This window comes from Betaproteobacteria bacterium (genome assembly GCA_016194905.1).
Classification (GTDB): domain Bacteria; phylum Pseudomonadota; class Gammaproteobacteria; order Burkholderiales; family JACQAP01; genus JACQAP01.
The window spans coordinates 112179-138043 of the sequence record JACQAP010000014.1 but is presented as its reverse complement, the minus strand read 5'-3'; the positions used below and the strand labels follow the sequence as shown (position 1 = coordinate 138043).

Below are 25865 nucleotides of genomic sequence, written 5' to 3'. Positions count from 1 at the left end.
CAACGCCGGCACGGACGAGTTCACGGAAGAGGAAGAGGTCGGCGACGGCCTGGGACCGACGATGAACCTTGGCAGCTGCAGCGGTTGCCATCTGCAGCCGGCAGTCGGTGGGACGAGCCCGCCGGTGAATCCTCAGGTTGCGTTCGCCAAGTTGAACGGCGCGGCCAACAGCGTTCCGTCATTCATCACCGCAAACGGGCCGGTGCGCGAGGCGAGGTTCGTGAGGAACCCTGACGGAACGCCGGACGGCGGCGTCCACGATCTATTCACCATTGCCGGTCGGGCAAACGCGCCGGGATGTGTGCTCGCGCAGCCGGACTTCGAGAAGGAGCTCGCGCGCCGCAACGTGATCTTCCGGATTCCCACTCCGGTGTTTGGCGCAGGCCTGGTCGAGCAGATCCCGGACAATGTGATCCTTGCAAACCAGGCCGACGATGCCCCCAAGAAGAGAGCGCTCAAGATTTTCGGCCGGCCCAATATGATCCTCGCCGGCCATACGATCTCCGGTCAGGCGAACAACAACGGCAATGACGGCACGGTCGCCCGGTTCGGATGGAAGGCCCAGAACAAATCTCTCCTGCTGTTCTCCGGCGAGGCGTACAACGTCGAAATGGGTATCAGCAACGAGCTCTTTCAAACCGAGCGGGATGAAACCCCGACTTGCCAGTTTGCGACCGTTCCCAACACCGTCACCGACACCGCCAGCGCGACGCCTGTTGACGCCGTCAGTCCGATCGAAAAGTTTGCCTTCTTGATGCGTTTCCTGGCGCCGCCGGCGCCTTCGCCCGATACGCCGGGAGGGGTCGATTCAATCGCAAGAGGCCGAAACCTGTTCGGCGATACCGGGTGCGCGCTTTGCCATACGCCGACGCTCAACACCGGCAATGCCGCGGTCGCCGCACTACGCAACCAGGCCGTGAATCTCTTTTCCGACCTCCTGGTCCACGACATGGGCCCGGGGCTGGCCGATGGGGTCACTCAGGGACAGGCGGGCCCCAGAGAGTTTCGGACCGCCCCGCTGTGGGGGCTGGGACAACGGCTTTTCTTCCTGCATGATGGACGAACGTCGGATCTGTTGGAGGCGATTCGGGCGCACAAGAGCGGGAGCGTCTTTGCCGGTGACGCCTCTGAAGCGAACGCAGTGATCAGGAGCTTCAATCACCTCCGGGAGAACCAGAAGCAGGACGTTCTCAACTTTCTGCGTTCCCTGTAGCCGAGGGGTGACACACGAACCCTGCTGTTTTGGACGAGGCTTCAGGATGATGCTTCCCCGCTCACCTGTGAATCTCTGCGATCAAGCGCTTTTCATCATCAGGCCGAAAAATACGTAGCAGATAACCGCGCCGACGACACACATCGACAGGCCCCAGGCCAGCATCTGGTTGAACAACTGCCTGCGATCCACATCGGGTGCGGCGTTGGCGATGCACAGCGCGCCCAGCGTGGAAAGCGGTGAAATGTCGACAAGGTGCGCACCGACGTTGATCGAGGAGGCGATGGCCAGCGCATTGCCGCCGCCCAGCTTCTCGATCAGCCCCGGAATGGTCGGCAGGAAAGCAGGCAGGACCACACCCGAAGAACTGCTGTAAACCGAAATCACGCCGGTGACGAGCGCGATGACACCGGTAATGCTTCGCTGCGTGGACAGCGACGACAGCATCGACGTCAGCAATTCCATCCCGCCGGTCTTTTCCGCAACGCCGATCAGCACTGTCACGCCGCAGACCATGAGCACGACGCTCCAGGGGATCGCCTTGAGCGCTTCCTTTTCATCGGCAGCCCTGGCAAGCGACAGCACTGCAACGCCGGTGAATGCACCGATCGTGATATCCAGATGGAAGACCAGCACCGAGAGGATCAACGCCGCGATCACTACCAGCGTAAGTTTTTGCTGCCCGGTGAACGGCACCACGTTGTCACCAATATGCTGCACGGCCTCCGCCGTGTTTCCGGTCGCCAGCAGTCGGATGCCGCCGAACATGAAATAGCCGGCGAACCCGACCAACGATCGCGCAACCAGCAGACTGATGTAGTTGGTCCACTGCGCGCCTTCCAGTCCTATTTTGGTCATCAGTCCGTTGGCGATGATCCCCCTCGGTGCAAACGGCGACAGCGCGCCGGCATTGGCGCCGCTGCACACCATGATCGCCATCGCGAACGCGGGGCACCCCCGCCCGCCCCGCGGCAATCATCGCCAGGGGCGCCAGCAGCGCGACGGCGGCAATGTTGCCCGGCCCGATCGACGCGAAACCCGAAGCCAGGAAGAAAAACACGATCGGAATCGCGCCGGCCCGGCCCTGCACCAGCCCGACCGCGACTGCCGACATGCGTTCGAGCGTGCCGTTGACGCGCGCCTGCGAGAAGAACAGCGTGACGCCGATCAGCGTCAGGAAAAGTCCGGCCGGAAATCCCGCCAACACAGCCGGCAGTTTCATCCCGCCAAGTACGACGCCGACCAGACACGCGAACGCGATCGAAAGCACGCCGAGGTTCACCGGCAGAAAACTGCCCACCGCGACCACGACGAACAGCGCGAACAAAGAAATGACGGCAAGACTCATTTTGTTTTTTCCGGCCTTGTATGCCGGCTCCCCGACGCCGATGGTAGACTTTCGGCAGCCATCCATCCACTCCAGCGCGCCGGTTCGTGGCATACCGGGTCACGACAGGCATCTCCGACGCTGCCTTCGACGCAATGACACAAAGGGGGATCTACGATGAAACGCACGTCGCTTGCCCTGGCAATTTGTGTCTTTCTCCACCTCGTACTGGGCTCTCCCGCCTCGGAGGCCCAGCAGCCCAGGAAACTGCCGGAGATTGGTTTCCTCGACCCGAGCGCCCCGTCCTCTCCCTACTTCGAGGGATTCAAAGAAGGGTTACGCGAGCTGGGATATGTCGAGGGAGTGACGATCGTTCTGGTGCCACAGTTCGCCGATGGGAAATCAGACCGCCTCCCCAACCTGGCAATCGAACTCGTCCGGCGCAACGTCGACGTGATCGTCACCGTTGGCGGGGCAGCTACTGCGGCGGCAAGGAACGCCACCCAGCGGATCCCGATCGTGATGGGATACAGCGGCGACCCGGTCGCGGCCGGCTTCGTCGCAAGCATGGCGCATCCTGGCGGAAACATCACTGGCTTGAGCCTGCTTTCTTCCGAGTTAGCCGGGAAACGCCTCGAGTTGCTCAAAGCGGTCGTTCCGAAATTATCCCGGGTAGCGGTGCTCTCGAATCCCAATCATCCCGGCGAGCGCCTTGACTGGCAAGAGACCCAGACGGGGGCCCGGAAGCTGGACATCACGCCAGAGTATGTCGCTGTCAGAACTCCCGATGACTTTGACGAAGCTTTCCTCAAAATTACGCGCCTCAAAATTACCCGAAACCGTGTCGACGGTATCTTTGTCATTCCCGACGCGCTCACCCTGGGCCAACGAGGAAGGATCGCAGGGTTCGCTATCAAGGCTCGACTACCCACCATGGCCGCCTGGAGCGAATACACCAAAGCGGGCGCCCTGATGTCCTACGGACCTAATCTGCGTGAGGTATATCGTCGTGCCGCCGGGTTCGTTGACAGGATCATCAAAGGCGCCAACCCGGCGGAACTGCCCATAGAGCAGCCAACGCAGTTTGAACTGGCCATCAACCTGAACACAGCCAGGGAACTGGGGATCAGGATACCTCCCGACGTTCTGCTTCAGGCGCAAGAGGTAGTTCGATAGCCCCTGAATCGCACATGCTGATCAGCTATGCGCCCATGGTCTTCAGGATCATGCAGGGAACGTACGGAACAGCGGCATCGTGTTTTGCTGGCAGCACTCACGGCCCTGACTATTTTTCTCGCAACGCCTGTGGCGGCGGCGGACATTCCTGAATTCCGCGTCGATCCGTTCTGGCCGAAGCCGCTGCCGAACAAGTGGATCTTCGGGCAGATCGGCGGCATTGCGACCGATCGGCATGACCATGTCTGGGTCTATCAGCGGCCGCGGACACTGACTGATGACGAAAAAGGCGCTGCGGTCGATCCGCCGACATCGAAGTGCTGCAAGCCCGCGCCTCCGGTTCTGGAGTTCGATGCTGAGTGGGGCAATGCGGGTCAGGCTTGGTATGCTGTATAAATAATGCAATATTCCAAGCTTGGACCACTATTCCTCATCGTCACTCACCGAGACCGCCACGGACCCCATGAGCCACACCCCCGTCGGAGACTTATCCTACGCCTCCGACAGGACACCGTCAGCCGCATGATTTCGATGGTAGACCCCTTTACGTGTTACGTGCGCTGTAGTGTCTGAGCGTCGTCAGGCAGCCGTAGCGGGGGTCAGGTTCCGGACGAACTGGTCGATGGATTTTCCCCAGGAAAATTGCTCTGCGTAATGCCGTGCCTTCTCACGGGGAATATCCAGCGCCTGGATGCAGGCGGTCGCGAGATCGTCGTGCAATATGCCGGCACCGCTTTCGCCGATGACGTCCACCGGCCCGAGCACCGGGAATGCGGCGACCGGCGTGCCGCAGGCCAGCGATTCGAGCATCACCAGCCCGAAGGTGTCGGTCAGGCTGGGGAAGACGAACACGTCGGCGGCGCGGTAGTAGCGCGCCAGTTCCGCGGCGGTCATGATGCCGGCGAAGTGCACATGCGGATAGCGGCGCTGCAGGCGTGCCCGCATCGGGCCTTCTCCCACCACCCACTTGGTGCCGGGCAGGTCCAGCTTCAGGAAGGCCTCGATGTTTTTTTCGACCGCAACGCGCCCCACGTAAAGGAAAATGGGACGCCGATTCACCAGTGCATCGCGCGCGCCCGGGGAGAACGTCTGCGTATCCACGCCCCGCGTCCAGGCTACGGTGTTGGTGAAGCCACGGGCTTCCAGGTCGCGCCGCACGCTCGGCGTGGGGACCATCAGCGCGCGCGAGGGCGCATGAAAGTTGCGCAGCCATCGGTATGTCAGATCGACCGGGATGCGAATGCGGGCGTGGACATATTCCGCAAAACGGGTGTGGAAGGCGGAGGTGAACGCGATGTTCCGTTTCAGGCAATAGCGCCGCGCGGCCAGTCCGAGCGGGCCTTCGGTGGCGATGTGCAGGGCATCCGGCGCAAAGGCCTCGATCTCCCGGCTGAGGCCGGCATAGGGTAGCAGGCTCAGGCGGATTTCCGGATAGGTCGGGCAGGGAATCGATTTGAACAGTTGCGGAGTGACAAAACGGGTTTCGTGTCCGAGCTGGTTCAGTCCCTCGCTGATCTTGGCCAGCGTGGTGACCACGCCGTTGACCTGGGGCGACCAGGCGTCCGTGACGATCATGACTTTCATGCGAGAGATTCCTCCTCGTGTTCGATGGATGGGGTAAATGGGGCGGGCAGCAGGCGGCGCTGCCATTCGACGATCTTCAGTTCGCCTTCGAAGGTTTCCACCAGGGCGGAAAGGCTCTCCACCCAGTCGCCGTCGTTGCAGTAGACGACGCCGTCGATGGTCTTGATCTGCGGCTTGTGGATGTGGCCGCACACCACGCCATGGAAACCCCGGTTGCGCGCCTCGCGGACAACCGCGTTTTCGAAGGCCGTCATGAAGTTCACGGCGTTCTTGGCCTTGTGCTTCAGGTATTGGGAAAGCGACCAGTAGCCGAACCCGAGTTTGGCGCGGATGTGATTGAACCAGCGGTTCAGTTCCAGGATGAGCGTGTAAAGCTGGTCGCCGAGCAGCGCCAGCCATTTCGCCTGCTGGACGACCGCGTCGTAGAGATCGCCGTGCACCACCAGGAATTGACGGCCGTCGGCCAGGGTATGCACCGCCTCGTCGCAGATTTCTATGCCGCCGAATGCAAGCCCGAGGAACTGGCGCAGGACTTCGTCGTGGTTGCCCGCGATGTAGAGAACTTTCGTGCCCTTGCGCGCCTTGCGCAGGATTTTCTGCACCACGTCGTTGTGGGCCTGCGTCCAGTACCAGCCGCGCTTCAGTTGCCAGCCGTCGATGATGTCGCCGACCAGGTAGAGATGATCGGACTCGTTGTGCCGCAGGAAGTCCAGCAGATAATCGGCCTGGCAGCCGGGTGTTCCCAGGTGGATGTCGGAGATCCAGATGGACCGGTATCGGTTCACCCGGGAGGCGGGGGCAGCGCCCTGATTCAGGACATGCGTCTCGTCGTCATGATGACGCGCATTGGATCACGCCGATATGACGCGAGTATTACAGCCAGCCGGCAGGCGTGATCAACAGCACGCCGAGGTTCACTGGCAGAATACTGCCCACCGCGACCACAACGTGCAAGGCCAACGAAGAAATGACTGCAAGACTCATTTTGTTTTTTCCGGCCTTGTGTGCCGGCTTTCGGACGCCGATGGTAGACTTTCGCCTGTCATCCATCCACTCCGGCGTTGCCGAATCGTGGCAAACCGGGTCGCGACAAACTCTGCGGCCCCGCTGGTCGCTTGATATGACTCAGAACATCGAGCCGGACCTGACGAACTCGCCAGGAAAATCCTGTCCCCGATTCCCAACGAGGGAGGAGCAATGAAACCAGTTCGCTACGCCGCGGCACTTGCGGCATTGTTCGTTTTACTCGCAACGCCTGTGGCGGCTGCGGACATTCCTGAATTCCGCGTCGATCCGTTCTGGCCGAAGCCGCTGCCGAACAAGTGGATCTTCGGGCAGATCGGCGGAATCGCGACCGATCGTCATGACCATGTCTGGGTCTATCAGCGGCCGCGCACGCTGACCGATGACGAGCGCGGCGCCGCGGTCGATCCGCCGACATCCAAGTGCTGCAAGCCCGCGCCGCCGGTGCTGGAGTTCGACGCGGAGGGGAATCTCGTGCAGGCCTGGGGCGGAGACGGAAGTGGCTACGACTGGCCGCGCACCGAGCACGGCATCTTCGTCGATGCGAACGATCATGTCTGGATCGCCGGCAACGACAAGGACAACGACGCCCAGGTGCTCGAATTCACGCGCGAGGGTAAGTTCGTCAAACAGATCGGCGAGGCGCGTCATACCGAAGGCAGCAACAGCACGCGCTATCTGGGCCGCCCGGCGCTCGCCGTCGTCGACGAAACGGCGCACGAGCTCTACGTGGCCGACGGTTATGGCAACAAGCGCATCGTGGTGTTCGACGCGCACACAGGCGAATACCGGCGCCACTGGGGTGCCTACGGTACCAAGCCCGACGACACCGATCCCGGCAAGTACGACCCCGGCGCGCCGCTTGCGAAACAGTTCCGCAATCCTGTGCATTGCGTTCGCATCTCACACGACGGACTGGTCTACGTCTGCGACCGGGTCAACAACCGCTTTCAGGTCTTCCGCAAGGACGGCAGCTTCGTGGCGGAGTATGTGCTGGACCCGAACACGCGCTTCGTCGGCTCGGTGTGGGACATTGCGTTATCGGTGGATCCGGAGCAAAAATATCTCTTCGTCGCCGACGGCACCAACAATGAGATCCATATCCTGCTTCGAAGCAATGGACAGGAAGTCGGCGCCTTCGGCCGGCAGGGCCGCTACGCCGGCGAATTCCACTGGGTGCATGCAATCGCGATCGATTCGCGCGGCAACATCTTTACCGGCGACGTCGACACGGGAAAACGCGTGCAGCGTTTCGAACGCGTCAAGTAACGAAACCAACCGAGGCCGCCATGTCCAGACCAATCGCGACGAAACGAACCGAGCCGCCCTTCCGTGCCGACCACGTCGGCAGCTTTCTGCGCCCGAAAGCGCTGCTCGACGCAAGGGAGCAGAACAAGAACGGCAGCCTGTCGCGCGCCGAATTGCGCAAGGTCGAAGACGCCGCGATCCGCGACATCGTGCGCTTCCAGGAAGACCTGGGTCTGAAGGGCGTCACCGACGGCGAGTTCCGGCGCACTTATTTCCACATCGATTTCCTGGAACAATTGCAGGGTGTGGAAACCAAAGGCGGCATCGCGGTAAGCTTTCGCAGCGCCGGCGGCGACGTCGATTTCTCGCCGCCGGTCATGCACGTCACCGGCCCGCTGCGCCACGTTCGCCCGATCCAGCTCGCCGACTTCGAATTCCTCAAGTCCGCGACGAAGCAGTTGCCGAAGGTCACCATCCCGTCGCCGACCATGCTGCATTTCCGCGGTGGCCGCGGTGCCATCAGCAAGGAGGCCTATCCGGAACTGGAACCGGCTTTCTACGACGACGTGGCGGGCTGCTATCGCGCCGAACTGAAAGCACTCGGCGACGCGGGCTGCCGCTATGTGCAGATGGACGACACCAACCTCGCCTATCTGTGCGATCCGAAAATGCGCGAAGGCGCGCGCCAGCGCGGCGACGATCCGGATGAATTGCCGCGCCGTTACGCCCGGCTGATCAATGCCGCCATTGCCGACCGGCCTGCGGACATGACCGTGTGCGTACATCTGTGCCGCGGCAACTTCCGCAGCGCGTGGGCGGCCGAAGGCGGCTACGAGCCGGTGGCTGAAGTGTTGTTCAACGAACTGGCCGTGGACGGTTATTTCCTGGAATACGACGACGTGCGTTCGGGAAGTTTTGCGCCGCTGCGTTTCGTGCCGAAAGGCAAGACCGTCGTGCTCGGGCTCATCAGCACCAAGGTCGGCGAACTGGAATCGAAGGATCAGCTCAAGCGGCGCATCGACGAGGCGTCCCGCCACGTCCCGATGGAACAGCTTTGCCTGTCGCCGCAGTGCGGTTTTTCCAGCACCGTGCACGGCAACGACATCGTACGCGAAAGCCAGGCCGCGAAGCTGCGCCTCGTGGTGGAGACCGCCCGGGAAGTCTGGGGCGACGCCTGAGCATCACGGCACGCCCGGCGACCCCGCCGGGCTGCCGGGCATGCTGGTCTACTTGCTATACTTGGCGATCAGGTCGTGCGCCGCCTTGAGCAACACCTTGCCGTCCGCGCCTTTGCTGTTCGCTTCCTGAACCCAGCCCTCCGTCACCGGCTGCACAACCTTCTTCCATTCCTCGATTTCTTCGTTCGAGATGACATTCATGATGCCGCCGGTCATCTTCTGCTTGTTGATGACCTCGACTTCCGCGAACAAGCGTCCGATCTGGGCCGACAGGCCGATGCCGCTGTTTGCGTCGATCACCTTCTTCAGGTCGGCGGGCAGGGATTCGTACTTTGCCTTGTTCATCGCGATGATGAACACCGAGTTGTAGATCATCGGCTGCGACGCTTCGGGTCCGCTGTGGTACTTGGTGAGCTCGTCGACCTTGAGCGCCGGCATCACCTCGTAGGGCAGGATCGTGCCGTCGATGACGCCCTTCTGCAACGCTTCCGGCACCTGCGGAACTGGCATACCGACCGGCGTGGCCCCTAGGGCCGCCAGCATCTTCGTCGTCTGGCGCGTCGGTGCACGCACCTTCATTCCGCGCAAGTCCGAACGATGCACGATCGGCTTCTTGATCATGTGGAAGACACCGCCCCCGTGCAGATGAAATGCGATTGGGTGCACGTCCTTGAATTCATCCGCGTCGTACTGTTGCACGTAATCCCACAGCGCCTTGCTGGCGGATTCGGCGTTGTTCATGCAGAACGGCAATTCGAAGACTTCCACCAGCGGGAAGCGGCCCGCGGAATAACCCACGACCGTCCAGATGACATCCACTACGCCATCCTTGACCTGATCGTAGAGCTGCGGCACGGAACCGCCGAGCTGCATCGACGGATAGATCTGGCACTTGATGCGGTCCTTCGATTCCAGCGCGAGCTTCGCGCACCAGGGTTCCAGCACTTTCTGGTGGGCCGTCGAAGTCGACGGCAGCGGATGGTGCACCTTCAATATGATTTCCTGCGCCTGGACAGAACAGGCGCACAGCAATGCCGCCGAACCCGCGAGCACTCGCAACCATTTCATTGTTGTTCTCCTCCGTTCAGAATCCGCGCCTGCGACCGGACGGCCGCGTCGGCATGCTGCAGTGCAGCCGGAACGCTTGTGCAAGCGCCGATGGTAAACTCCCCGCCACTTTCGCTCCAATACCCACAACGATAGCAAGAGGAGTTGCGCGTGGCAAAGATCATCGACTATTACTTTTCCCCGGTGTCACCCTGGACTTATCTCGGCCATGGGCGCTTTACGGAAATCGCCCGCCGCCACGGTGCCACGGTAGCGCCGAAGCCGGTCGACTACGGGCGCATCTTTCCGCTGTCCGGCGGCTTGCCGGTTGCCAAACGCCCACCGCAGCGGCAAGCCTATCGCCTGGTCGAACTCGCGCGCTGGCGCGACTACCTCGGGGTGCCGATGCATATCCAGCCGAAGTATTTTCCTTACGACACCAGGCTCGCGACGCTGGTCATCATTGCGGCCGGCGATGCGGATAAAGCCATGAGGCTGGCGGGTGCCTTTCTGCGTGGATGCTGGGCCGAAGAAAGGAACATGGCCGACGAAGCCGAAATCGCTGCTGTCATTCGCGGTGCCAGACTGGACAGCAGCGCATTGCTCAAGCAGGCGAACGCACAGGAAACCGCGTCACGCTACGAAGCCTTCACCGATGAAGCCATCGCGCGCCAGGTATTCGGCGCGCCGACCTACGTCTACAAGGACGAATTATTCTGGGGACAGGACCGGCTGGAGTTTCTGGACAGGGCGTTGGCGAGCGGCTGAGGCTGCTCCGCCAGGGACTAGGGGCTAGATAATTCAAAAGCAGAAGGCGCGTTGCTTCTCTGTCCTAAGCCTTTCATCCTAGTCCCTAGCCCCTGCTCTTCCCCTAGCCCCTAGTCCGCGTTGTGAAGGCGGGCCTTGAACCCCGCCGCTTCCAGCGCGACAATGATCTGTCGCACATGATCGTGTCCCCGCGTCTGCAGGACGAAATCCACCACGGCGGACTGCACCGGCAGTTGCGTAAAAGCGCGTTCGTGGTGGACTTCCTCGATGTTGGCGTTGGCCTCGGCCAGAGCCGCGGTGATTTTCGCCAGCGAGCCGGGCAGATCGCGTAGCTGAACCTGCAATCGCGTCAACCGGCCGGCGCGCACCATGCCGCGTTCGATGATGTCGGCCAGCGTGAGCGGATCGATGTTCCCGCCGGAGAGCACCACACCCACTTTCTTTCCGGCAAGTCTTTCTCGGTTCCGGAGCAGACCTGCGAGTCCTGCTGCGCCGGCGCCTTCGACAACCGTCTTTTCGATTTCCAGCAACAGCAGCATCGCCTCTTCGATATCGCCCTCGTCGACCAGGACGATGTCGTCAACCTGCCTGCGGACGATCTCGAGCGTCAGCTTTCCCGGCTCCCTGACCGCGATGCCGTCGGCGATCGTGTTGCTGCCGAATTCCGGCTTCGATCCCTTCAATGCCGAGTACATGGATGGAAATCGCAAGGTCTCCACGCCGATCACTTCGATGCCGGGCTTCACGCCCTTTGCCGCGCTCGCCATGCCCGCGATCATGCCGCCGCCGCCGACCGGCACGATCAGTACATCGAGGTCCGGCTGCGCGTCGAGCATTTCCAGCGCAATCGTGCCCTGGCCAGCCATGATCTTTTCGTCGTCGTAGGGATGAACCAGCGTGAGCCGCCGTTGCGCCGTCACTTGCAGCGCATAGGCCTTCGCTGCGTCGAAATTCTCGCCATGCAGGACGACTTCCGCGCCGAAGGCACGGGTCTGCTCGACCTTCACGTGCGGCGTGAAGCGCGGCATCACGATGACCGCAGGAATGTGCAGAAGCCTGGCGTGATAGGCGACGCCCTGCGCATGGTTGCCGGCCGAGACTGCTATCACGCCGGCCTGGCGCTGCGCGGCATCGAGCGACAGCAGCTTGTTGAGCGCGCCGCGTTCCTTGAACGACGCCGTGAACTGGTGATTTTCGAACTTGAGGTAGACCTGTGCGCCGGCAATGCCGGACAGCGTGCGCGACAGCAGGCAGGCGGTATCGAGTACGGCACCGGAAATGGCGGCCGCGGCATCGCGAACATCCTGCAGGGAAACCGGCATCGCTTGAGCCCGTAAAGTTAGCGGCACTCTATATTGACGGGTCTGGCACAGGCAACAAAAAACCCGCCGCAGCGGGTTTCCTGTCCCGGCGCGAAGTAATTACGCGCTCTGGATGTTCGAAGCTTGTTTGCCCTTCGGACCGGTTGTCACTTCGAAGCTGACTTTCTGGCCTTCCTTGAGCGTCTTGAAGCCTTGCATGTTGATTGCCGAAAAATGCGCGAACAGATCATCGCCGCCGTCGTCCGGGGTGATGAAGCCGTAACCTTTCGAGTCGTTGAACCACTTGACGGTACCGGTTGCCATCTTGTTTCCTTGTAGAGTTGCGAAAACGGGGACCACCCGATGTTGGAGTTACAGGTGAACCGCGTATGGCAGGACCAATACCGAACACTTTCACTCTGGTTAGCGCGGCAATACGATGATTCCAGGCGCAAACCTTCAACACGCGCGCATGATACGCCAAAAATATGTGGAAAGTGCGGGATTTCCCCGGGGCGTCGGCCCCGACGTATGACGCTCGCCAGTGCCCCCGTGATGACGATAGTGCGGCACAGCCGATGAGCACTTTCGTCCTCCAACCGTCCCTGCATCGTCTGGTGCAAGTCCGCCGGGAGGAAATCGCGGCGATGCTGTGGTCGTTCGCGTATTTTTTCTGGCTGTTGTGCAGTTACTACGTGCTCAGGCCGGTCCGCGACGAGATGGGCATCCAGGGTGGTGTCGAAAACCTGCAATGGCTGTTCACCGGAACGTTTCTCGCCATGGTCGCCGCGGTGCCGCTGTTCGGCTGGGTGTCGTCGCGGTTTCCCCGCCGCAAACTGCTGCCGATGGTCTATCTGTTCTTCGCCGCGAACCTGTTGCTGTTCCACGTGCTGCTGGAGTCGGGCATCGCGCCGGCGCGCACCGCGCAGGCATTTTTCATCTGGGTCAGCGTATTCAACCTGTTCGTGGTGTCGGTGTTCTGGAGTTTCATGGCGGATCTGTTCCGTAACGAACAAGCGCGCCGGCTGTACGGTTTCATTTCGGCGGGTGGCAGTACCGGCGCGCTGGCCGGGCCGATCATCACGGCAACGCTGGCGCCGGCGATCGGCCCCGCGAATCTGCTGCCGCTTTCCGCCGTCATGCTGTTTGCCGCAGTCCTTTGCATCTATCGCCTGACGGCGTGGTCGGATCGCAATCCGGCGGCACACCCGTCATCGATGGGAAAATCGGCAGACGCGATCGGCGGCAGCATCTTTGGCGGCGTCACGCTCGCGCTGAAATCGCCTTATCTGCTCGGCATCTGCGTGTACGTCGTACTGGGCACCCTGCTCGGCACCTTCCTTTATTTTCATCAGGCCAATATCGTCGCCGTTGAAGTCCCGTCCTCCGGCGAACGCACGGCGCTGTTCGCGAAAATCGACTTCGCGGTCAACGTGCTGACCTTCATCTGCCAGTTGTTCGTCGTCGGCCGGCTGATCGGTCGTTTCGGTGTCGGCTTCGCGCTCACGCTGTTTCCGATCGTGGCGATCGCGGGATTTTTCGCCATCGGATTGATGCCGACGCTCATGGTACTGGTCGTATTCCAGGTGATCAGGCGCGCCGGCGAATACGCGATAACGCGGCCAGCGCGCGAGATCCTGTTCACGGTATTGAACCGGGAAGAGAAATACAAATCGAAGAACTTCATTGACACTGTCGTATTTCGCGGCGGCGATGCGGCGAGCGGCTGGCTGTTCGAAGGCCTCAGAATGCTCGGGCTGGGATTTGCCGGAATCGCATTCGCCGGCGTGCCGATCGCCTTGCTATGGGCGGGCGCAGGCTGGCTGCTCGGGCGCAACCAGGACGAATTGCGCAACCGGAGCGAAGTCATGAGGAGAACAGATGAACAATCCGCGCAACCCGCTGCGGCGCCTGGTCCTGCAAGCGTTGACAACGACCGGGCTATCGGCAGCGATGCACCGGTCGTTCGCTGAAGCCCCTGCCATGGCCGCACGGCCGATTCCGGCGAGCGGCGAGATGCTGCCGATCGTCGGCCTCGGCACCTACCAGAGCTTCGACGTCGGCGGCGCGTCGGAGCGAGATCCCTTGAAGGACGTGCTGCGCCTGTTCGTGCAGCAAGGCGGCAAGCTGGTCGACAGCTCGCCGATGTACGGGCCGTCCGAATCCGTCGTCGGCGATCTCGCCACCGAGCTCGGCATCACCGGACGGCTGTTCATGGCCACCAAGGTTTGGACCAGCGGCCGGGAAGCCGGTATCCGCCAGATGGAGGAATCTCTGCGGCGCATGAAAGTCTCGCGCATGGATCTCATGCAGATTCACAACCTGCTCGACTGGAAGACGCATCTGGGTACCTTGAAGCAATGGAAGGACGCCGAACGCATCCGCTACATCGGCATCACGCATTACCATTCCGGCGCCTACGCCGAGCTGGAGCGCCTGATGAAAACGAAAGATTTCGATTTCGTACAGTTCAACTATTCGATCGCGGAGCTCGAAGCCGAGGAACGCATCCTGCCGCTCGCGCGCGAACTCGGCATTGCCGTGATCGTCAATCGGCCGTTCGCGCAGGCGAGCCTGTTCTCCCGCGTGCGCGGCAAGGACGTACCGGCGTGGGCGGAGGAGTTCGACTGCAAGTCCTGGGGCCAGTTTTTCCTGAAGTACATCCTCAGCCATCCCGCGGTGACCTGCGTGATTCCCGCGACCGCCAAACCGAACCATTTACTCGACAACATGATGGCGGGCATCGGAGCCTTGCCCGATGCGGCGATGCGCAGAAAAATGGTGGCGTTCATGGACAGTCTGTAGGCTGTAAATCTAAGGGAGATTTATTCATGTCGCGTTGGCAAGCACGCCGCGAGCGTTTCCGTTCGGACCTTTCCGGCAACAAGTGCGTCTATCCGGGGTCAGTGTTCGATCCGATCTCAGCCCGTATCGCCGAGGACCTGGGCTTCGAGGTCGGGATGTTCGCCGGATCCGTGGCCTCGATGACCGTGCTCGGGGCACCGGACCTCATTGTTCTCACGCTGACCGAATTCGCAGAGCAGGCGCATCGCATCTGTCGCGCGAGCAACCTGCCGTTGCTGTGCGACGCGGACCACGGCTATGGCAACGCGCTGAACGTCATGCGCACCGTCGAAGAACTCGAAACGGCAGGCGTGGCCGGACTGTCCATCGAGGACACGGACCTGCCCGCTCCTTTCGGCGGCGGCAAGCCACGCCTGGTTTCCATCGAAGAAGGCGTGGGCAAGATGCGCGCAGCGGTTACCGCGCGCCGGGACCCGGGATTGGTGATTGCCGGCCGAACCAGCGCGCCTTCGATGACTTCCATCGCCGACACCATTGCTCGCGCCAAGGCCTACGGGGCGACGGGCGTGGACGCGATTTTTCTGGTCGGCGTCAAGTCCCGCAGCGATCTGGACACGATTGCGGCGGAAGTGAAGTTGCCGTTGATCCTCGGTGGAGCCGGCAAGGAGCTCATGGATCGCGACTGGCTCGCGCAGCGCGGCGTACGCATCTGCCTGCAAGGGCATCAACCGTTTACCGCAGCGGTGCGTGCGGTACATGACACGCTGCGTGCATTGCGGGAAGGCATGCCGCCGGAGAAAATCGAAACGACGGCAAGCGACGAACTGATGAAGCGGTTTACGCGCAACGACGATTACGCGCGCTGGATGAAAGACTGGCTGTAACCCGTTCGTTAACCGCTCAACCGCCTTTCTCTAAAGCAGTCCCCTCGCGGCCAGATTCCGCATCAGGTCGCTCACGCCGTAGGTCCACGGCACCACCTTGTCGCAATGATTGACGCGGTTCACCAGCGTGCCGAGAGCATCGGCGCGGATTGAAACGACGTCGCCGATTTTGTGCGTGAAGCCCTTGCCAGGCTGGTCGCGGTCCTGCACTGGCGCGAACTGGGTACCGAGAAACAGCATGGTCCCGTCGGGATACTGGTGCGTGCGATTCACCGCCTGGCTTGCAAGGTCCAGCGGGTCGCGGCTGATGTTGGCGAGGTGGCTTTCACCGGAAAGCTTGTATCCTTCGGGACCGGTAATCTCGATGCGGATGTGCGTGCGGCGCAGATCGTCGATGCCGTAGTGGCGGTCGAACAGGCGGATGAACGGGCCGATCGCACAACTGGCGTTGTTATCCTTCGCCTTGCCCAGCAGCAATGCGCTGCGTCCCTCGAAATCGCGCAGGTTGACGTCGTTGCCCAGCGCAGCGCCGACCACCCGGCCCGCACGGTTGATCGCCAGCACGACTTCCGGCTCCGGGTTATTCCAGGAAGAATCGGCGCGCACGCCGATCTCCGCTCCCACGCCGACTGCGGACATGGGTTGCGACTTGTTGAATACCTCTGCATCGGGCCCGATGCCGACTTCCAGATATTGCGACCAGAGATGGCGCTTGATCAGCGACTCTTTGACCCGCTTCGCCTCGGGTGACCCCGGCTTGATGGTTTTTATTTCCGCACCGATCTCCACACCGATGGAGCGGCGAATTTCATCGGCCTTGTCCTGATCTCCCTTGGCGTGCTCCTCGATGACGCGCTCGATCATGCTGGAAACGAAGGTCACGCCGCACGCCCGTAACGCCTGCAGGTCGCAGGGCGTGAGCAGATAAGGTTTCGCCGGATCACGGCGGTCCGCATGCGAATTGGCGATCAGATCGGCGATCGCCCCCACGGGCTTCGCCCAGCCGCTCTTCACCGCATCGAGCGCGACCCCGACCGGATCCTGCAGGTTGAGCAATTCGCTGACTGTGGGAGCGACGCGGGACAGATCCCAGGTTTCTGCCTCGGCAACGAACACGGGGCTCGGTCCGGCGTTGCGTCCCGGCACCCAGGCGCGTCCGACCAGCGTAGCCTGATCCGCATCGGCGGGCAGGACTTGTTCGACTGAGAACTTCATGTTCTGCCTCCGGTCAATCGTGGCGGTTGATCAGGAAAAAGAATTCCGGCGCGCAGTCCGGTGCACACAGCGCCACCCAGCCTTCGCTCTGCGACTTGAATCCGAAATACGCGTCCATCGGATGGCCTTGGTCGTTTCTGGCAACGAGCTTGACAATGCGCGCGGGCGGCGACGCATCCGTATACGTGGCCAGGGTTTTGGCAAACGTTTCGTGGAGCTTCTTGATTTCGCCATCCGACAACTCCGTGGCTTTAAAGCCGGTGAAGTAACGGCCGCCGGCCTCGGCGCGCGACTCGACCGGCGAGTAGGCGGGAATCGAAGGCCGGTCGAAAAAACTGCCTGGGAACCGCCATGCCCATCCTTCCCTGGCGACAATCATTTGTGCCGAAGGCGTGCATATCAGGGTGGCCGCCATGGCGACCTGTTTCGGTAAGGCGTGGGTTAGATTCCTGGGAGGATGCTCGCAATCGAGAATGCCTCCTGCCGGCGCTTCCGCCTCGGAATTCGCGAAGGCTTGCAAGGCAACGACCAGCAGCAGAAAAGGCAGACAACGCGATGACATGGACTCCCCCTGATGATTTTTTCTGAATATTATACAGATGGCTGCATCGGCAGCATGCGATGATGCCGGCTTTTCAACGTGCCGGCCCCAGCCATCTTAGAATCGGCGGTTGTGCAGATACGAATTCTTTCCGGCAATGCTTGACCGCGCGCTGATCTTCCTGGACCTGGAAACGACCGGCGCCACCGCGCATTCCGATCGCATCACCGAGATCGGGCTGGTCGAGGTCGACATGGGCCGCCGCATCGGCGAATGGAGCTCGCTGGTGAACCCGGAACGACCGATCCCGCCCTTGATCGAGTCACTGACCGGCATCACCGATGCGATGGTGGCCAAGGCGCCGACATTCGCGGAGCTTGCCCAGGACTTGTATCAGCGCCTGGCCGGCAAGACGCTGGTGGCCCACAACGCCCGCTTCGATTTTGGATTTCTGCAAAGCGAATTCCGGCGAGTCGGACTGAAATACGCCCCCGACGTACTCTGCACCGTGCGGCTGTCACGCCGTTTGTATCCGCAGGAGCGACGGCACAACCTGGACAGCCTTATCGAACGTCATGGACTTGCCTGCGACAACCGGCACCGCGCGCTGGCCGACGCGCGCGTGCTTTGGGATTTCACGCAACGCATCCACCAGGATCTCGATGAGACCGAAATCCACAAAGCCGTTGCGGACCAGTTGAAAAAGCCGCAACTGCCACCAGGCCTGCCGGCGGATCTGCCCGACCGGATTCCGGATGCACCCGGCGTATACGCATTCCACTCGCAGAGTAATGTGGCCCTGCATGTCGGCAAGAGCACGAATTTACGGGCACGTGTGCTGTCGCATTTCAGCGGCGACAAGCGGCCCGCATGGCGGTCTTCCGCAGACATCGCCCGCGTGGAATGGGATGTAGCCGCAGGCGAGCTGGGCATGCAGATCCGGCACATGCGATGGTTGCAGCGGCTGCAGCCGCTGCACAATAGCAAGCCGCGGCACGAAGAGGAACTCTGGGCGTTGCAATGGGATCCGGTCCAGGGTCCGTCGATCCCGATGCCGGTCGACACCGCGGGCCTGGATCTATCCCGGACGTGCAGGTTGCACGGTATGTTCCGATCGCGGCGCACTGCGCTCAACGCATTGCGCAAGACGGTCGACGAGTACGGGTTGTGTCACATCGGTGCCGGCCTGCAAACCGGACCCGGGCCCTGTCTCGGATATCAGCTCAAACGCTGTCGCGGCCTCTGCGTCGGCCGGGAGTCCGCGATCGCGCACTCGATGCGCATGATGCAGGCATTGCATGCGCTGCGGATGCGCGACTGGCCGCACCCCGGTCCGATCGGCATCCGCGAACACGATGCGATGACTGGGCGAACCGAGATTCATGTCCTGGATCGCTGGCGGCATCTCGGCACCGCCGATGCCGATATGAATCTGCGGGATATTCTGCGGACTCGCACCGACACCCCGTTCGATGCGGGTATCTACCGGATACTCGTGCAGTATTTCAACTCGCGGCCGCGCGACAGCGAAATCGTTGCGCTGGGATGACGGTCAGTGCCGCTCCAGGAAGCCGGCGATTGCCTTGTTGAATGCGGCGGGCTGCTCGAGATTGGACAAATGCGACGCCGACGGAATCACGACGAGTTCGGATCCTGGAATCGCATCGTGGATCGCACGCGACATGGCCACCGGTGTGCCGACGTCCTGATCGCCGACGATGATCTGCGCCGGACATTTGATCGCGCCCAGCCGATCGGTAAGATCGATTTTCGGGATAGCCCTGCAGCAGCCGATGTAGCCCGACGGTCTGGTGTTGCGAATCATCTGGCCCACGCGCCCCATCATCGGTTTATTCGATTTGTAGAACGGCTCGGTGAACCAGCGCTGCAACGTGGGTTCCACCAGCGGTTCCATGCCCTGCTCGGCGGCGATCTTGATGCGATCTTCCCATATGGATCCCGCCTCCGGCGGGATCCGGCTCGACGTATCGCATAACACCAGGCTACGGAAGCGCCCGGGATGCCGGAGTGCGAACGTCATGCCGATCATGCCGCCCATCGACAAGCCGATGAAGTGCGGGGCCTCCAACGAAAGTCCGTCGAGCAGGCCGAGCAGGTCCTCGGAAAGCATGTCGAGCGTATACGCGCCATCCGGCGCATCGCTGCCGCCGTGGCCGCGGGTATCGAAGCGAAGCACGCGATAGTGCGACTTCAATAGCTGCGCCTGCTCGTCCCACATCGAACGATCGCAGGCAAGTGAATGACTCATCACCACCCATGGACCCTGTCCCTCGATCGAGTAGTTGATTTCGATGCCATTGGTTTTTGCTTTCATCGTTCCTCCACAAGCCGACAAAGTATAGGTCGGCCGTCCGGCATGCACAACGACGCGCCGGTCCCGGTTGTTTCGTCGTAACATCCCCGTCTCCGGCGCTGTCATCCGGGACCATAAAACCAAGGGGGGAAACATCTTGAGACTCGTTCAATTCAAGGACCGTTCCGGCGTCCGCCGGGTAGCCGCGTCCGAGGATGGCAAGATTTTGCGTGTGCTCGCGGGCGTGACACGAACTTACGATCTGGCGCTCGTCGCTGCGCGTGGCAACTCTTCGCTGGAATCCGCGGCAAAGGCGAAGATTGGTCCGGAAACCGTCAACTACGACGAGGTCGTCGACGAGCGCCGATTGCTGCCGCCGCTCGATCATCCCGACCTCTACCGCTGCCTGATCACCGGGACGGGGTTGTCGCATCTCGGCAGCGCCGCCGCACGCGATTCGATGCACGCGAAATTGCAGAAGGTCGAGTCCGAACTGACCGATTCGATGAAGATGTTCAAGTGGGGCATGGAAGGCGGAAAGCCCGCGACCGGGAAAATCGGCACGGCGCCCGAATGGTTCTACAAGGGGGATGGCCGCTGCGTGGTCGCGCCCGAGCAAGATCTCGAATTGCCGGTCTACGCACTCGACGGCGGCGAAGAGGTGGAAATCGTCGGCCTCTACATCATCGGCGATCGGGGTGAAGTGTTGCGCGTCGGCTTTGCCCTCGGAAACGAATATGCGGACCACGTCATGGAACGCCAGAACTATCTTTATCTCGCACATTCGAAGCTGCGCCAATGTTCATTCGGACCGGAGTTGCTCATCGGCGCGCTGCCCGCTTCGGTTAACGGGCGGGCACGCCTGGTGCGCGACGGCAAGGAGATCTGGGCGGAGGACTGGTTGTCCGGCGAAGAAAACATGTGTCACTCGATCGGCAACCTCGAGCATCATCACTTCAAATATCGCGACTTCCGCCAGCCCGGCGACATGCATGTGCATTTTTTCGGCGCCGCCACCGGCAGCTTCACCAAGAAGATCGAAACCCGGGTCGGGGACGCGTTCGAAATCCACGCGGTGCAGTTCGGACGCCCGCTCCGAAATCCGCTTGGTGCCGCGCAGGAAAAGGACAACCTGGTCACCATCCGCGCGCTGTGAGCGAACTGCATGTGGTCTTCGGCACCGGGCCGCTCGGACTGGCGGTAATGCGCGAGCTGCGCCGCCGCGGCAAGCATGTGCGCATGATCAACCGCTCCAGCCGGGTCAGGTTCGAAAAGGATCTGCACACGGAAGTCGGCGGCATCGATGCCGCCGATCCCGGGCGGACGCGCGAAGTCTGCGAAGGGGCGGTGGTGGTCTATCACTGCATCGGCCTGCCCTACCCGCGCTGGACGGAATTTCCGTCGATTGCGGCGGGTATCGTCGAGGGCGCGGCATTCGCAGGGGCGAAGCTCGTCTACGCCGACAATCTCTACGCCTATGGCGCGGTGGACAGGCCGATGACCGAGGAACTGCCGTTGAACGCCGCAACGAAGAAAGGCCGCCTTCGCGCCGGCATTGCCCGGTCGCTGATGAGCGCAAACAACGCAGGTAAGGTCCGGGGCGCGATCGGACGTGGATCCGATTTTTTTGGTCCTTTCGCCACCGACGCGGCAATGATGGGCAGCCGCGTATTCGGACGGGCGCTGGCCGGCAGGTCCGCGCAAGCGATCGGCGATCCCGATCGCCTGCATACCTACACTTTCATCGACGACTTCGGCAATGCGCTGGTCACGCTCGGGGAGCGTGAAGAAGCATTGGGCAAAGCCTGGCATGTGCCGAGCGCCCCGGCGATTGCTACGCGCAGCTTTGTGGAAAAAGTTTACGGCGAGCTCGGAAAGCGCACGAAGCTGAGCACAGCCCCGCGTTTTGCGATCGCTTTGCTGGGGCGATTCGACGAAAACGTCCGGGAACTTCAGGAAATGCTTTACCAGTTCGAACGCGATTTCGTCATGGATTCGAGCCGGTTCGAATCGACATTCGGCGCGCAGCCGACGCCGCTGGCCCAGGCAATCGGGCAAACGCTGGACTGGTACCGCAGCCGCGTGACTTGATTCGCTTCGTAAATTGAAAGGGCCGCAACGCGGCCCTTTCAGTTTGAGCAGGACGCGCGCCTAACTTGCCTTCGGATTCTTTTCGATCTGCGCGTACGCCGAGTGGTTATGAATCGACTCGAAGTTCTCCGATTCCACGACGTAGCCATCGATCCGCTTGTCTTGGTTCAGCGCAGTCGCTACATCGCGCACCAGATCCTCGACGAACTTGGGATTGTCGTAAGCGCGCTCGGTGACGTACTTCTCGTCCGGGCGCTTCAGCAGGCCGTACAGTTCGCATGAGGACTCCTGCTCGGCGATGCGCACGAGTTCCTCGATCCAGACATGCGAGTTGGTACGCGCCGTGATCGTCACGTGCGAGCGCTGATTGTGCGCGCCATATTCGGAAATCTTTTTCGAACACGGGCACAGGCTGGTCACCGGCACCACAACTTTCATCGTGAACGAATAGCCGTCGCCGGACACTTCGCCGGCAAACGTGATCTCGTAATCCATCAGGCTCTTCACCCCGGACACCGGAGCGGCCTTGTTGACGAAGTAGGGAAAAGTCATTTCAATGCGGCCGAACTCGGCTTCCAGCCGCTTGACCATGTCGCGCAGCATCGTCTCGAAGGACTCGACCGAAATTTCGCGTTCGTGGGAATTCAGAATCTCGACGAAGCGCGACATGTGGGTACCCTTGAAATTGTGCGGCAGCCCCACGTACATGTTGAAAGCCGCGATGGTGTGCTGGACACCACCGTCGCGGTCCGCCACGCGCACGGGATGGCGAATGGCCTTGATGCCGACCTTGTCGATTGCGAGGCGGCGGGTATCCGTCGAGCCCTGCACGTCTGGAATCGCGAAGCTATCCGGGGAATTCATGTAAGAGTTGCTCCTCTGGAGCGAGGTATATAGGGGCGATTATAGCTGCCGTCAATACCCGAGTAAACTACTCAGCTATGAATCGCGCAATGGATTGATGAATTCCTTCGGCATCCAGCCCGCAATCCTTCAATAGTTTTGCGGGATCACCTTGATCGATGAAACGATCGGGCAACCCGAGTTGCAACGTCGGCCTCTGCAGTCCTTGTTTCTCCATCACCTCCAGGACTCCGCTGCCGGCTCCGCCGAGGATGGTGTTCTCTTCCACGGTCACCAGATGCTCGTGGTCCCGGGCAAGTTCCCGGATCAGTTCTTCGTCGAGCGGTTTCACGAAGCGCATGTTCGCCACCGTCGCGCCCAACCTTTCGCCGGCCTCCAAGCAGGGTTTGAGTAATGCGCCAAACGCCAGAATCGCCACTTTGCTGCCGCGGCGCCGTATCTCGCCTTTTCCCATAGTCAGAGCCGCCATGTCCTGCTGGATGGACACACCGGGTCCGCTGCCCCGCGGATAACGCACGGCGACTGGTGCATCGATCTGATATCCGGTGTAGAGCATCTGCCGGCATTCATTCTCGTCCGATGGGGCCATGACCACCATGTTCGGCAAACAACGCAGATAGGTCAGATCGAAGCTGCCCGCGTGTGTCGGACCGTCCGCCCCCACCAGGCCGGCACGGTCGATCCCGAACAGCACCGGAAGGTTCTGGATGCAGATGTCGTGAATGAGTTGGTCGTAGGCGCGCTGCAGAAAAGTCGAATAGATCGCGACAACCGGCTTCACCCCTTCGCAAGCCAGTCCGGCCGCAAATGTCAGCGAGTGCTGCTCGGCAATGCCGACATCGAAATACCGATCCGGATATTCCTGCGAAAAGCGCACCATGCCCGAACCTTCTCGCATCGCCGGCGTGATGCCGATCAAACGCGAATCCAGGGCTGCCATGTCGCATAGCCAATCGCCGAAAATCTGGGTGTAAGTCGGCTTGGTTGCCGGCTTCGGTGTAATGCCTGCGCCGGGATCGAACTTCGTCACCCCGTGATAGAGGATCGGATCGCCTTCGGCCCGTTCGTAGCCCTTGCCCTTGCGCGTGACCACGTGCAGGAACTGCGGGCCATCGAGTTTTCTGAGGTTGGTCAGCGTCGATACCAGCGCATCGAGATTGTGACCATCGATCGGCCCGATATAGTTGAAACCGAATTCCTCGAACAGCGTGCCTGGCGTAACCATGCCCTTGACGTGCTCCTCCGCTCGCTTTGCAAGCTCCAGCACCGGTGGCACCACGCGGAGAACCTTCTCACCGGTTTTCCACGCCGCGGCGTAAAACCGTCCGGATATCAGCCGGGCAAGATAGTTGTTCAGCGCGCCCACGTTTTCTGAGATCGACATGTCGTTGTCGTTCAGTACCACAAGAAGGTTGGTATCCATCGCGCCGGCGTTGTTCAATGCCTCGAAAGCCATTCCGGCGGTCATGGCGCCGTCGCCGATGATTGCCACTACCCGTCGATCCTCTCCTTTCATGCGCGCGGCCACTGCCATTCCCAGAGCAGCACTGATCGACGTACTCGAATGCGCGGTGCCGAAAGTATCGAACTCGCTCTCTACACGGCGCGGGAACCCGGCCATGCCGCCGTACTGGCGCAGCGTCGACATGCGTTCACGCCGTCCGGTCAGGATCTTGTGCGCGTACGTCTGATGCCCCACGTCCCATACCAGCCGATCCTCCGGGGTGTTGAACACAAAGTGCAGCGCCACCGTGAGTTCCACGGTACCCAGGTTCGAGGAGAGATGCCCGCCGGTCATTGCGACCGATTCGATCAGGAATTCGCGCAACTGGCGCGCAAGTTCGGGCAATTGCTTGCGCTCGAGTGCGCGCAAATCGGAGGGGGATTGGATGGTCTTCAGCAGTTCGTACATGAGGTAGGATTGCGTCGGGCGCGGCCAGGGTCAGGTTGTCTCGATGGTCAGAATTTTCTCAATACAACAAAGTCGGCAAGCTGCCGCAGGCGCCCGCCGTTTTCCGGTAATGATTCCAGCGCGCGCAAAGCGTTGTCGCGCAACTCCCTCGCAAGTTCGCGCGCACGCTCGAGACCCAGTGCGCTCACGTAGGTAGGTTTATTGTTGCGCGCATCCTTGCCCGCGGTCTTGCCCAGCGTTGCGGTGCTGGAATCCGCATCGAGCACATCGTCCACCACCTGGAAAGCGAGTCCGATGAACTTGCTGAAATGATCCAGTTGATTGAGCTGCGCATCGCTCAACCCATTGCCACAACGTGCGCCCAGCGCCACCGAAGCGCGGATCAAGGCGCCGGTCTTGTGAATATGCATGAATTCCAGCTCGGGCACAGCGAGTGTCTTGGCGGTCGATTCCAGATCGATCGCCTGTCCTCCTGCCATGCCGCGGGAACCGCTTGCGCGCGCCAGCAATTCGACCATTTCCACTTGCCGGCGCGCATCGTCCGCAAGCCGGCGTTCGGACAACATCTGGAAAGCCAGGCTCTGCAGGCTGTCGCCGACGAGAAGCGCGGTTGCTTCGTCGAATTCGACATGCACGGTCGGCCTGCCCCTGCGCAGCACATCGTCATCCATCGCCGGCATATCGTCGTGCACCAGCGAATAGGCGTGAATCATTTCGACTGCAGCTGCTGCGCAATCGACCCTTTCCGGCGGCGCGGACGCGAGTTCACCAGCACCGTATGCCAGAAGCGGCCTGACCCGTTTGCCGCCACCGAGCACGGCGTAACGCATGGCGGAATGCAAGCGTGCCGGTGCGATCTCGGGCGCCGGCAGCATGGCATGCAGAGTCTTCTCGATGCGGTCCTGGCGGTCCAGCATCCAGCTCTGAAAATCAGTCGGCGCCGTCGTCACCGTCGAAATTCTTGAGTATGCCGGCTTCGAGGATCTTGACCTGTTGCTGGGCCTCCTGGAGTCGCGTCTGGCAGTACTGGAGCAGTTCAGCGCCACGCTTGTAGGCGCTCAACGATTGCTCGAGCGGCAGTTGTCCCGCCTCCATCGCGGCGACGATACTCTCGATCTCGGCCAGCGCGGCCTCGAAGGATTGCGGGTTCTGGGATTTGGATTTGGTCACGGATGAAGGATAGCGACGGAATGCACGACTGTCCGGAAAGATTGTAAAAATAGCCCATCCCCGGAACCCGGGTCAATGAACGATGGTCCGATTACATTACAGGGGACTGATTTCTCGCCTCGAAACCGTTGCGTCGGGTAGGGTTTTAAGGGAAAATCCTCATCGGAATTCCGCCCCATTTTTATGCGTCATGCCGGGGGCGGT

The 25865-nt window shown here is 61.3% G+C and carries 25 protein-coding genes; 12 read left to right on the top strand and 13 right to left on the bottom strand.

Translation table 11 applies throughout. From position 1 onward, the window contains the following. The first annotated feature begins 151 nt into the window (after positions 1 to 151). On the top strand, positions 152 to 1213 hold the full coding sequence (locus HY067_08935) for a hypothetical protein (GenBank protein ID MBI3528083.1): 1062 nt from the start codon (positions 152 to 154) through the stop codon (positions 1211 to 1213). A gap of 703 nt (positions 1214 to 1916) precedes the next feature. Here HY067_08935 and HY067_08930 read toward each other — a convergent pair. Then, positions 1917 to 2561, bottom strand: a complete 645-nt coding sequence (locus HY067_08930; protein ID MBI3528082.1) for a hypothetical protein — start codon at positions 2559 to 2561, stop codon at positions 1917 to 1919. Between the two features lie 156 nt (positions 2562 to 2717). Here HY067_08930 and HY067_08925 point away from each other — a divergent pair, with 156 nt between their 5' ends. Continuing rightward, positions 2718 to 3716, top strand: coding sequence for an ABC transporter substrate-binding protein (locus HY067_08925; GenBank protein ID MBI3528081.1), 999 nt, complete (start codon positions 2718 to 2720; stop codon positions 3714 to 3716). 84 nt (positions 3717 to 3800) lie between these two features. Further along, positions 3801 to 4112 (top strand): hypothetical protein, encoded by a 312-nt coding sequence (locus HY067_08920; GenBank protein MBI3528080.1) that lies wholly within the window; start codon positions 3801 to 3803, stop codon positions 4110 to 4112. Between the two features lie 183 nt (positions 4113 to 4295). On the opposite strand, the gene HY067_08915 is transcribed toward HY067_08920, so the two are convergent. Together HY067_08915 and HY067_08910 are read right to left on the bottom strand one after the other, a co-directional pair. Next, positions 4296 to 5300: a glycosyltransferase family 1 protein gene (locus HY067_08915; protein MBI3528079.1), complete on the bottom strand. Its 1005-nt coding sequence runs from the start codon at positions 5298 to 5300 to the stop codon at positions 4296 to 4298. After that, positions 5297 to 6115, bottom strand: coding sequence for a UDP-2,3-diacylglucosamine diphosphatase (locus tag HY067_08910; protein MBI3528078.1), 819 nt, complete (start codon positions 6113 to 6115; stop codon positions 5297 to 5299). The genes HY067_08915 and HY067_08910 overlap by 4 nt, the downstream gene beginning before the upstream one ends. Positions 6116 to 6497: 382 nt before the next feature. Here HY067_08910 and HY067_08905 point away from each other — a divergent pair, with 382 nt between their 5' ends. Both HY067_08905 and HY067_08900 read left to right on the top strand, forming a co-directional pair. Further along, entirely contained in the window at positions 6498 to 7592 is a 1095-nt protein-coding gene (locus tag HY067_08905) for a hypothetical protein (protein ID MBI3528077.1), read from the top strand. 20 nt (positions 7593 to 7612) lie between these two features. Further along, positions 7613 to 8749 carry a 5-methyltetrahydropteroyltriglutamate--homocysteine S-methyltransferase gene (locus tag HY067_08900; protein ID MBI3528076.1) on the top strand — a complete coding sequence of 379 codons (1137 nt, stop codon included), beginning with the start codon at positions 7613 to 7615 and terminating at the stop codon, positions 8747 to 8749. Positions 8750 to 8797: 48 nt separating this feature from the next. Here the strand turns inward: HY067_08900 and HY067_08895 are convergent, their stop codons facing one another. Continuing rightward, the gene (locus tag HY067_08895; protein MBI3528075.1) at positions 8798 to 9817 is read right to left on the bottom strand and encodes a TRAP transporter substrate-binding protein; all 1020 of its coding nucleotides are present in this window, start codon (positions 9815 to 9817) and stop codon (positions 8798 to 8800) included. Positions 9818 to 9967: 150 nt separating this feature from the next. Here HY067_08895 and HY067_08890 point away from each other — a divergent pair, with 150 nt between their 5' ends. After that, positions 9968 to 10564: a 2-hydroxychromene-2-carboxylate isomerase gene (locus HY067_08890; protein MBI3528074.1), complete on the top strand. Its 597-nt coding sequence runs from the start codon at positions 9968 to 9970 to the stop codon at positions 10562 to 10564. A 110-nt stretch (positions 10565 to 10674) separates the two neighbouring features. Here the strand turns inward: HY067_08890 and HY067_08885 are convergent, their stop codons facing one another. Beyond that, on the bottom strand, positions 10675 to 11886 hold the full coding sequence (locus tag HY067_08885) for a threonine ammonia-lyase (GenBank protein MBI3528073.1): 1212 nt from the start codon (positions 11884 to 11886) through the stop codon (positions 10675 to 10677). Positions 11887 to 11985: 99 nt separating this feature from the next. Beyond that, complete coding sequence (locus HY067_08880; protein MBI3528072.1) at positions 11986 to 12189, bottom strand: cold-shock protein; 204 nt, start codon at positions 12187 to 12189, stop codon at positions 11986 to 11988. Between the two features lie 254 nt (positions 12190 to 12443). On the opposite strand from HY067_08880, the gene HY067_08875 reads away from it, so the two are divergent. Genes HY067_08875 through HY067_08865 form a run of 3 tightly spaced genes read left to right on the top strand, consistent with a single transcriptional unit; the run spans position 12444 to position 15554 of the window. Next, positions 12444 to 13838: an MFS transporter gene (locus HY067_08875; protein ID MBI3528071.1), complete on the top strand. Its 1395-nt coding sequence runs from the start codon at positions 12444 to 12446 to the stop codon at positions 13836 to 13838. Continuing rightward, complete coding sequence (locus HY067_08870; GenBank protein MBI3528070.1) at positions 13747 to 14670, top strand: aldo/keto reductase; 924 nt, start codon at positions 13747 to 13749, stop codon at positions 14668 to 14670. Before HY067_08875 ends, HY067_08870 begins: the two co-directional genes overlap by 92 nt. Positions 14671 to 14696: 26 nt before the next feature. Beyond that, positions 14697 to 15554, top strand: a complete 858-nt coding sequence (locus tag HY067_08865; protein ID MBI3528069.1) for an isocitrate lyase/PEP mutase family protein — start codon at positions 14697 to 14699, stop codon at positions 15552 to 15554. A 30-nt stretch (positions 15555 to 15584) separates the two neighbouring features. On the opposite strand, the gene HY067_08860 is transcribed toward HY067_08865, so the two are convergent. Both HY067_08860 and HY067_08855 read right to left on the bottom strand, forming a co-directional pair. After that, complete coding sequence (locus tag HY067_08860; protein MBI3528068.1) at positions 15585 to 16769, bottom strand: fumarylacetoacetate hydrolase family protein; 1185 nt, start codon at positions 16767 to 16769, stop codon at positions 15585 to 15587. 13 nt (positions 16770 to 16782) lie between these two features. Further along, a complete protein-coding gene (locus HY067_08855) occupies positions 16783 to 17331 on the bottom strand; it encodes a hypothetical protein (GenBank protein MBI3528067.1) in 549 nt (182 codons plus the stop codon). Between the two features lie 136 nt (positions 17332 to 17467). Between HY067_08855 and HY067_08850 the strand changes: the two genes are divergently transcribed. After that, on the top strand, positions 17468 to 18859 hold the full coding sequence (locus HY067_08850; GenBank protein MBI3528066.1) for a hypothetical protein: 1392 nt from the start codon (positions 17468 to 17470) through the stop codon (positions 18857 to 18859). A 3-nt stretch (positions 18860 to 18862) separates the two neighbouring features. Here the strand turns inward: HY067_08850 and pcaD are convergent, their stop codons facing one another. After that, on the bottom strand, positions 18863 to 19645 hold the full coding sequence (gene pcaD, locus HY067_08845; protein ID MBI3528065.1) for a 3-oxoadipate enol-lactonase: 783 nt from the start codon (positions 19643 to 19645) through the stop codon (positions 18863 to 18865). Positions 19646 to 19781: 136 nt separating this feature from the next. Between pcaD and HY067_08840 the strand changes: the two genes are divergently transcribed. Together HY067_08840 and HY067_08835 are read left to right on the top strand one after the other, a co-directional pair. Beyond that, entirely contained in the window at positions 19782 to 20780 is a 999-nt protein-coding gene (locus HY067_08840) for an FAH family protein (GenBank protein MBI3528064.1), read from the top strand. Continuing rightward, complete coding sequence (locus HY067_08835) at positions 20777 to 21715, top strand: NAD-dependent epimerase/dehydratase family protein (protein MBI3528063.1); 939 nt, start codon at positions 20777 to 20779, stop codon at positions 21713 to 21715. Before HY067_08840 ends, HY067_08835 begins: the two co-directional genes overlap by 4 nt. 60 nt (positions 21716 to 21775) lie before the next feature. Here the strand turns inward: HY067_08835 and HY067_08830 are convergent, their stop codons facing one another. From HY067_08830 to HY067_08815, 4 genes are all read right to left on the bottom strand, one after another. Then, positions 21776 to 22579, bottom strand: a complete 804-nt coding sequence (locus tag HY067_08830) for a GTP cyclohydrolase I FolE2 (protein MBI3528062.1) — start codon at positions 22577 to 22579, stop codon at positions 21776 to 21778. A 67-nt stretch (positions 22580 to 22646) separates the two neighbouring features. Continuing rightward, positions 22647 to 24491 (bottom strand): 1-deoxy-D-xylulose-5-phosphate synthase, encoded by a 1845-nt coding sequence (dxs, locus tag HY067_08825; GenBank protein ID MBI3528061.1) that lies wholly within the window; start codon positions 24489 to 24491, stop codon positions 22647 to 22649. A gap of 47 nt (positions 24492 to 24538) precedes the next feature. Continuing rightward, the gene (locus HY067_08820) at positions 24539 to 25408 is read right to left on the bottom strand and encodes a polyprenyl synthetase family protein (protein MBI3528060.1); all 870 of its coding nucleotides are present in this window, start codon (positions 25406 to 25408) and stop codon (positions 24539 to 24541) included. Positions 25409 to 25421: 13 nt separating this feature from the next. Beyond that, entirely contained in the window at positions 25422 to 25661 is a 240-nt protein-coding gene (locus tag HY067_08815; GenBank protein ID MBI3528059.1) for an exodeoxyribonuclease VII small subunit, read from the bottom strand. Positions 25662 to 25865: the final 204 nt, after the last annotated feature.

Excerpts from the sequence above, each read along its gene's own strand:
- HY067_08930 (MBI3528082.1), bottom strand. The coding sequence starts at position 2,561 with ATGAGTCTTGCCGTCATTTCTTTGTTCGCGCTGTTCGTCGTGGTCGCG.
- HY067_08925 (MBI3528081.1), top strand. The coding sequence starts at position 2,718 with ATGAAACGCACGTCGCTTGCCCTGGCAATTTGTGTCTTTCTCCACCTC.
- HY067_08915 (MBI3528079.1), bottom strand. The coding sequence starts at position 5,300 with ATGAAAGTCATGATCGTCACGGACGCCTGGTCGCCCCAGGTCAACGGC.
- HY067_08905 (MBI3528077.1), top strand. The coding sequence starts at position 6,498 with ATGAAACCAGTTCGCTACGCCGCGGCACTTGCGGCATTGTTCGTTTTA.
- HY067_08900 (MBI3528076.1), top strand. The coding sequence starts at position 7,613 with ATGTCCAGACCAATCGCGACGAAACGAACCGAGCCGCCCTTCCGTGCC.
- HY067_08895 (MBI3528075.1), bottom strand. The coding sequence starts at position 9,817 with ATGAAATGGTTGCGAGTGCTCGCGGGTTCGGCGGCATTGCTGTGCGCC.
- HY067_08885 (MBI3528073.1), bottom strand. The coding sequence starts at position 11,886 with ATGCCGGTTTCCCTGCAGGATGTTCGCGATGCCGCGGCCGCCATTTCC.
- HY067_08880 (MBI3528072.1), bottom strand. The coding sequence starts at position 12,189 with ATGGCAACCGGTACCGTCAAGTGGTTCAACGACTCGAAAGGTTACGGC.
- HY067_08875 (MBI3528071.1), top strand. The coding sequence starts at position 12,444 with ATGAGCACTTTCGTCCTCCAACCGTCCCTGCATCGTCTGGTGCAAGTC.
- HY067_08870 (MBI3528070.1), top strand. The coding sequence starts at position 13,747 with ATGAACAATCCGCGCAACCCGCTGCGGCGCCTGGTCCTGCAAGCGTTG.
- HY067_08865 (MBI3528069.1), top strand. The coding sequence starts at position 14,697 with ATGTCGCGTTGGCAAGCACGCCGCGAGCGTTTCCGTTCGGACCTTTCC.
- HY067_08860 (MBI3528068.1), bottom strand. The coding sequence starts at position 16,769 with ATGAAGTTCTCAGTCGAACAAGTCCTGCCCGCCGATGCGGATCAGGCT.
- HY067_08855 (MBI3528067.1), bottom strand. The coding sequence starts at position 17,331 with ATGTCATCGCGTTGTCTGCCTTTTCTGCTGCTGGTCGTTGCCTTGCAA.
- HY067_08850 (MBI3528066.1), top strand. The coding sequence starts at position 17,468 with ATGCTTGACCGCGCGCTGATCTTCCTGGACCTGGAAACGACCGGCGCC.
- pcaD (MBI3528065.1), bottom strand. The coding sequence starts at position 19,645 with ATGAAAGCAAAAACCAATGGCATCGAAATCAACTACTCGATCGAGGGA.
- HY067_08830 (MBI3528062.1), bottom strand. The coding sequence starts at position 22,579 with ATGAATTCCCCGGATAGCTTCGCGATTCCAGACGTGCAGGGCTCGACG.
- dxs (MBI3528061.1), bottom strand. The coding sequence starts at position 24,491 with ATGTACGAACTGCTGAAGACCATCCAATCCCCCTCCGATTTGCGCGCA.
- HY067_08820 (MBI3528060.1), bottom strand. The coding sequence starts at position 25,408 with ATGCTGGACCGCCAGGACCGCATCGAGAAGACTCTGCATGCCATGCTG.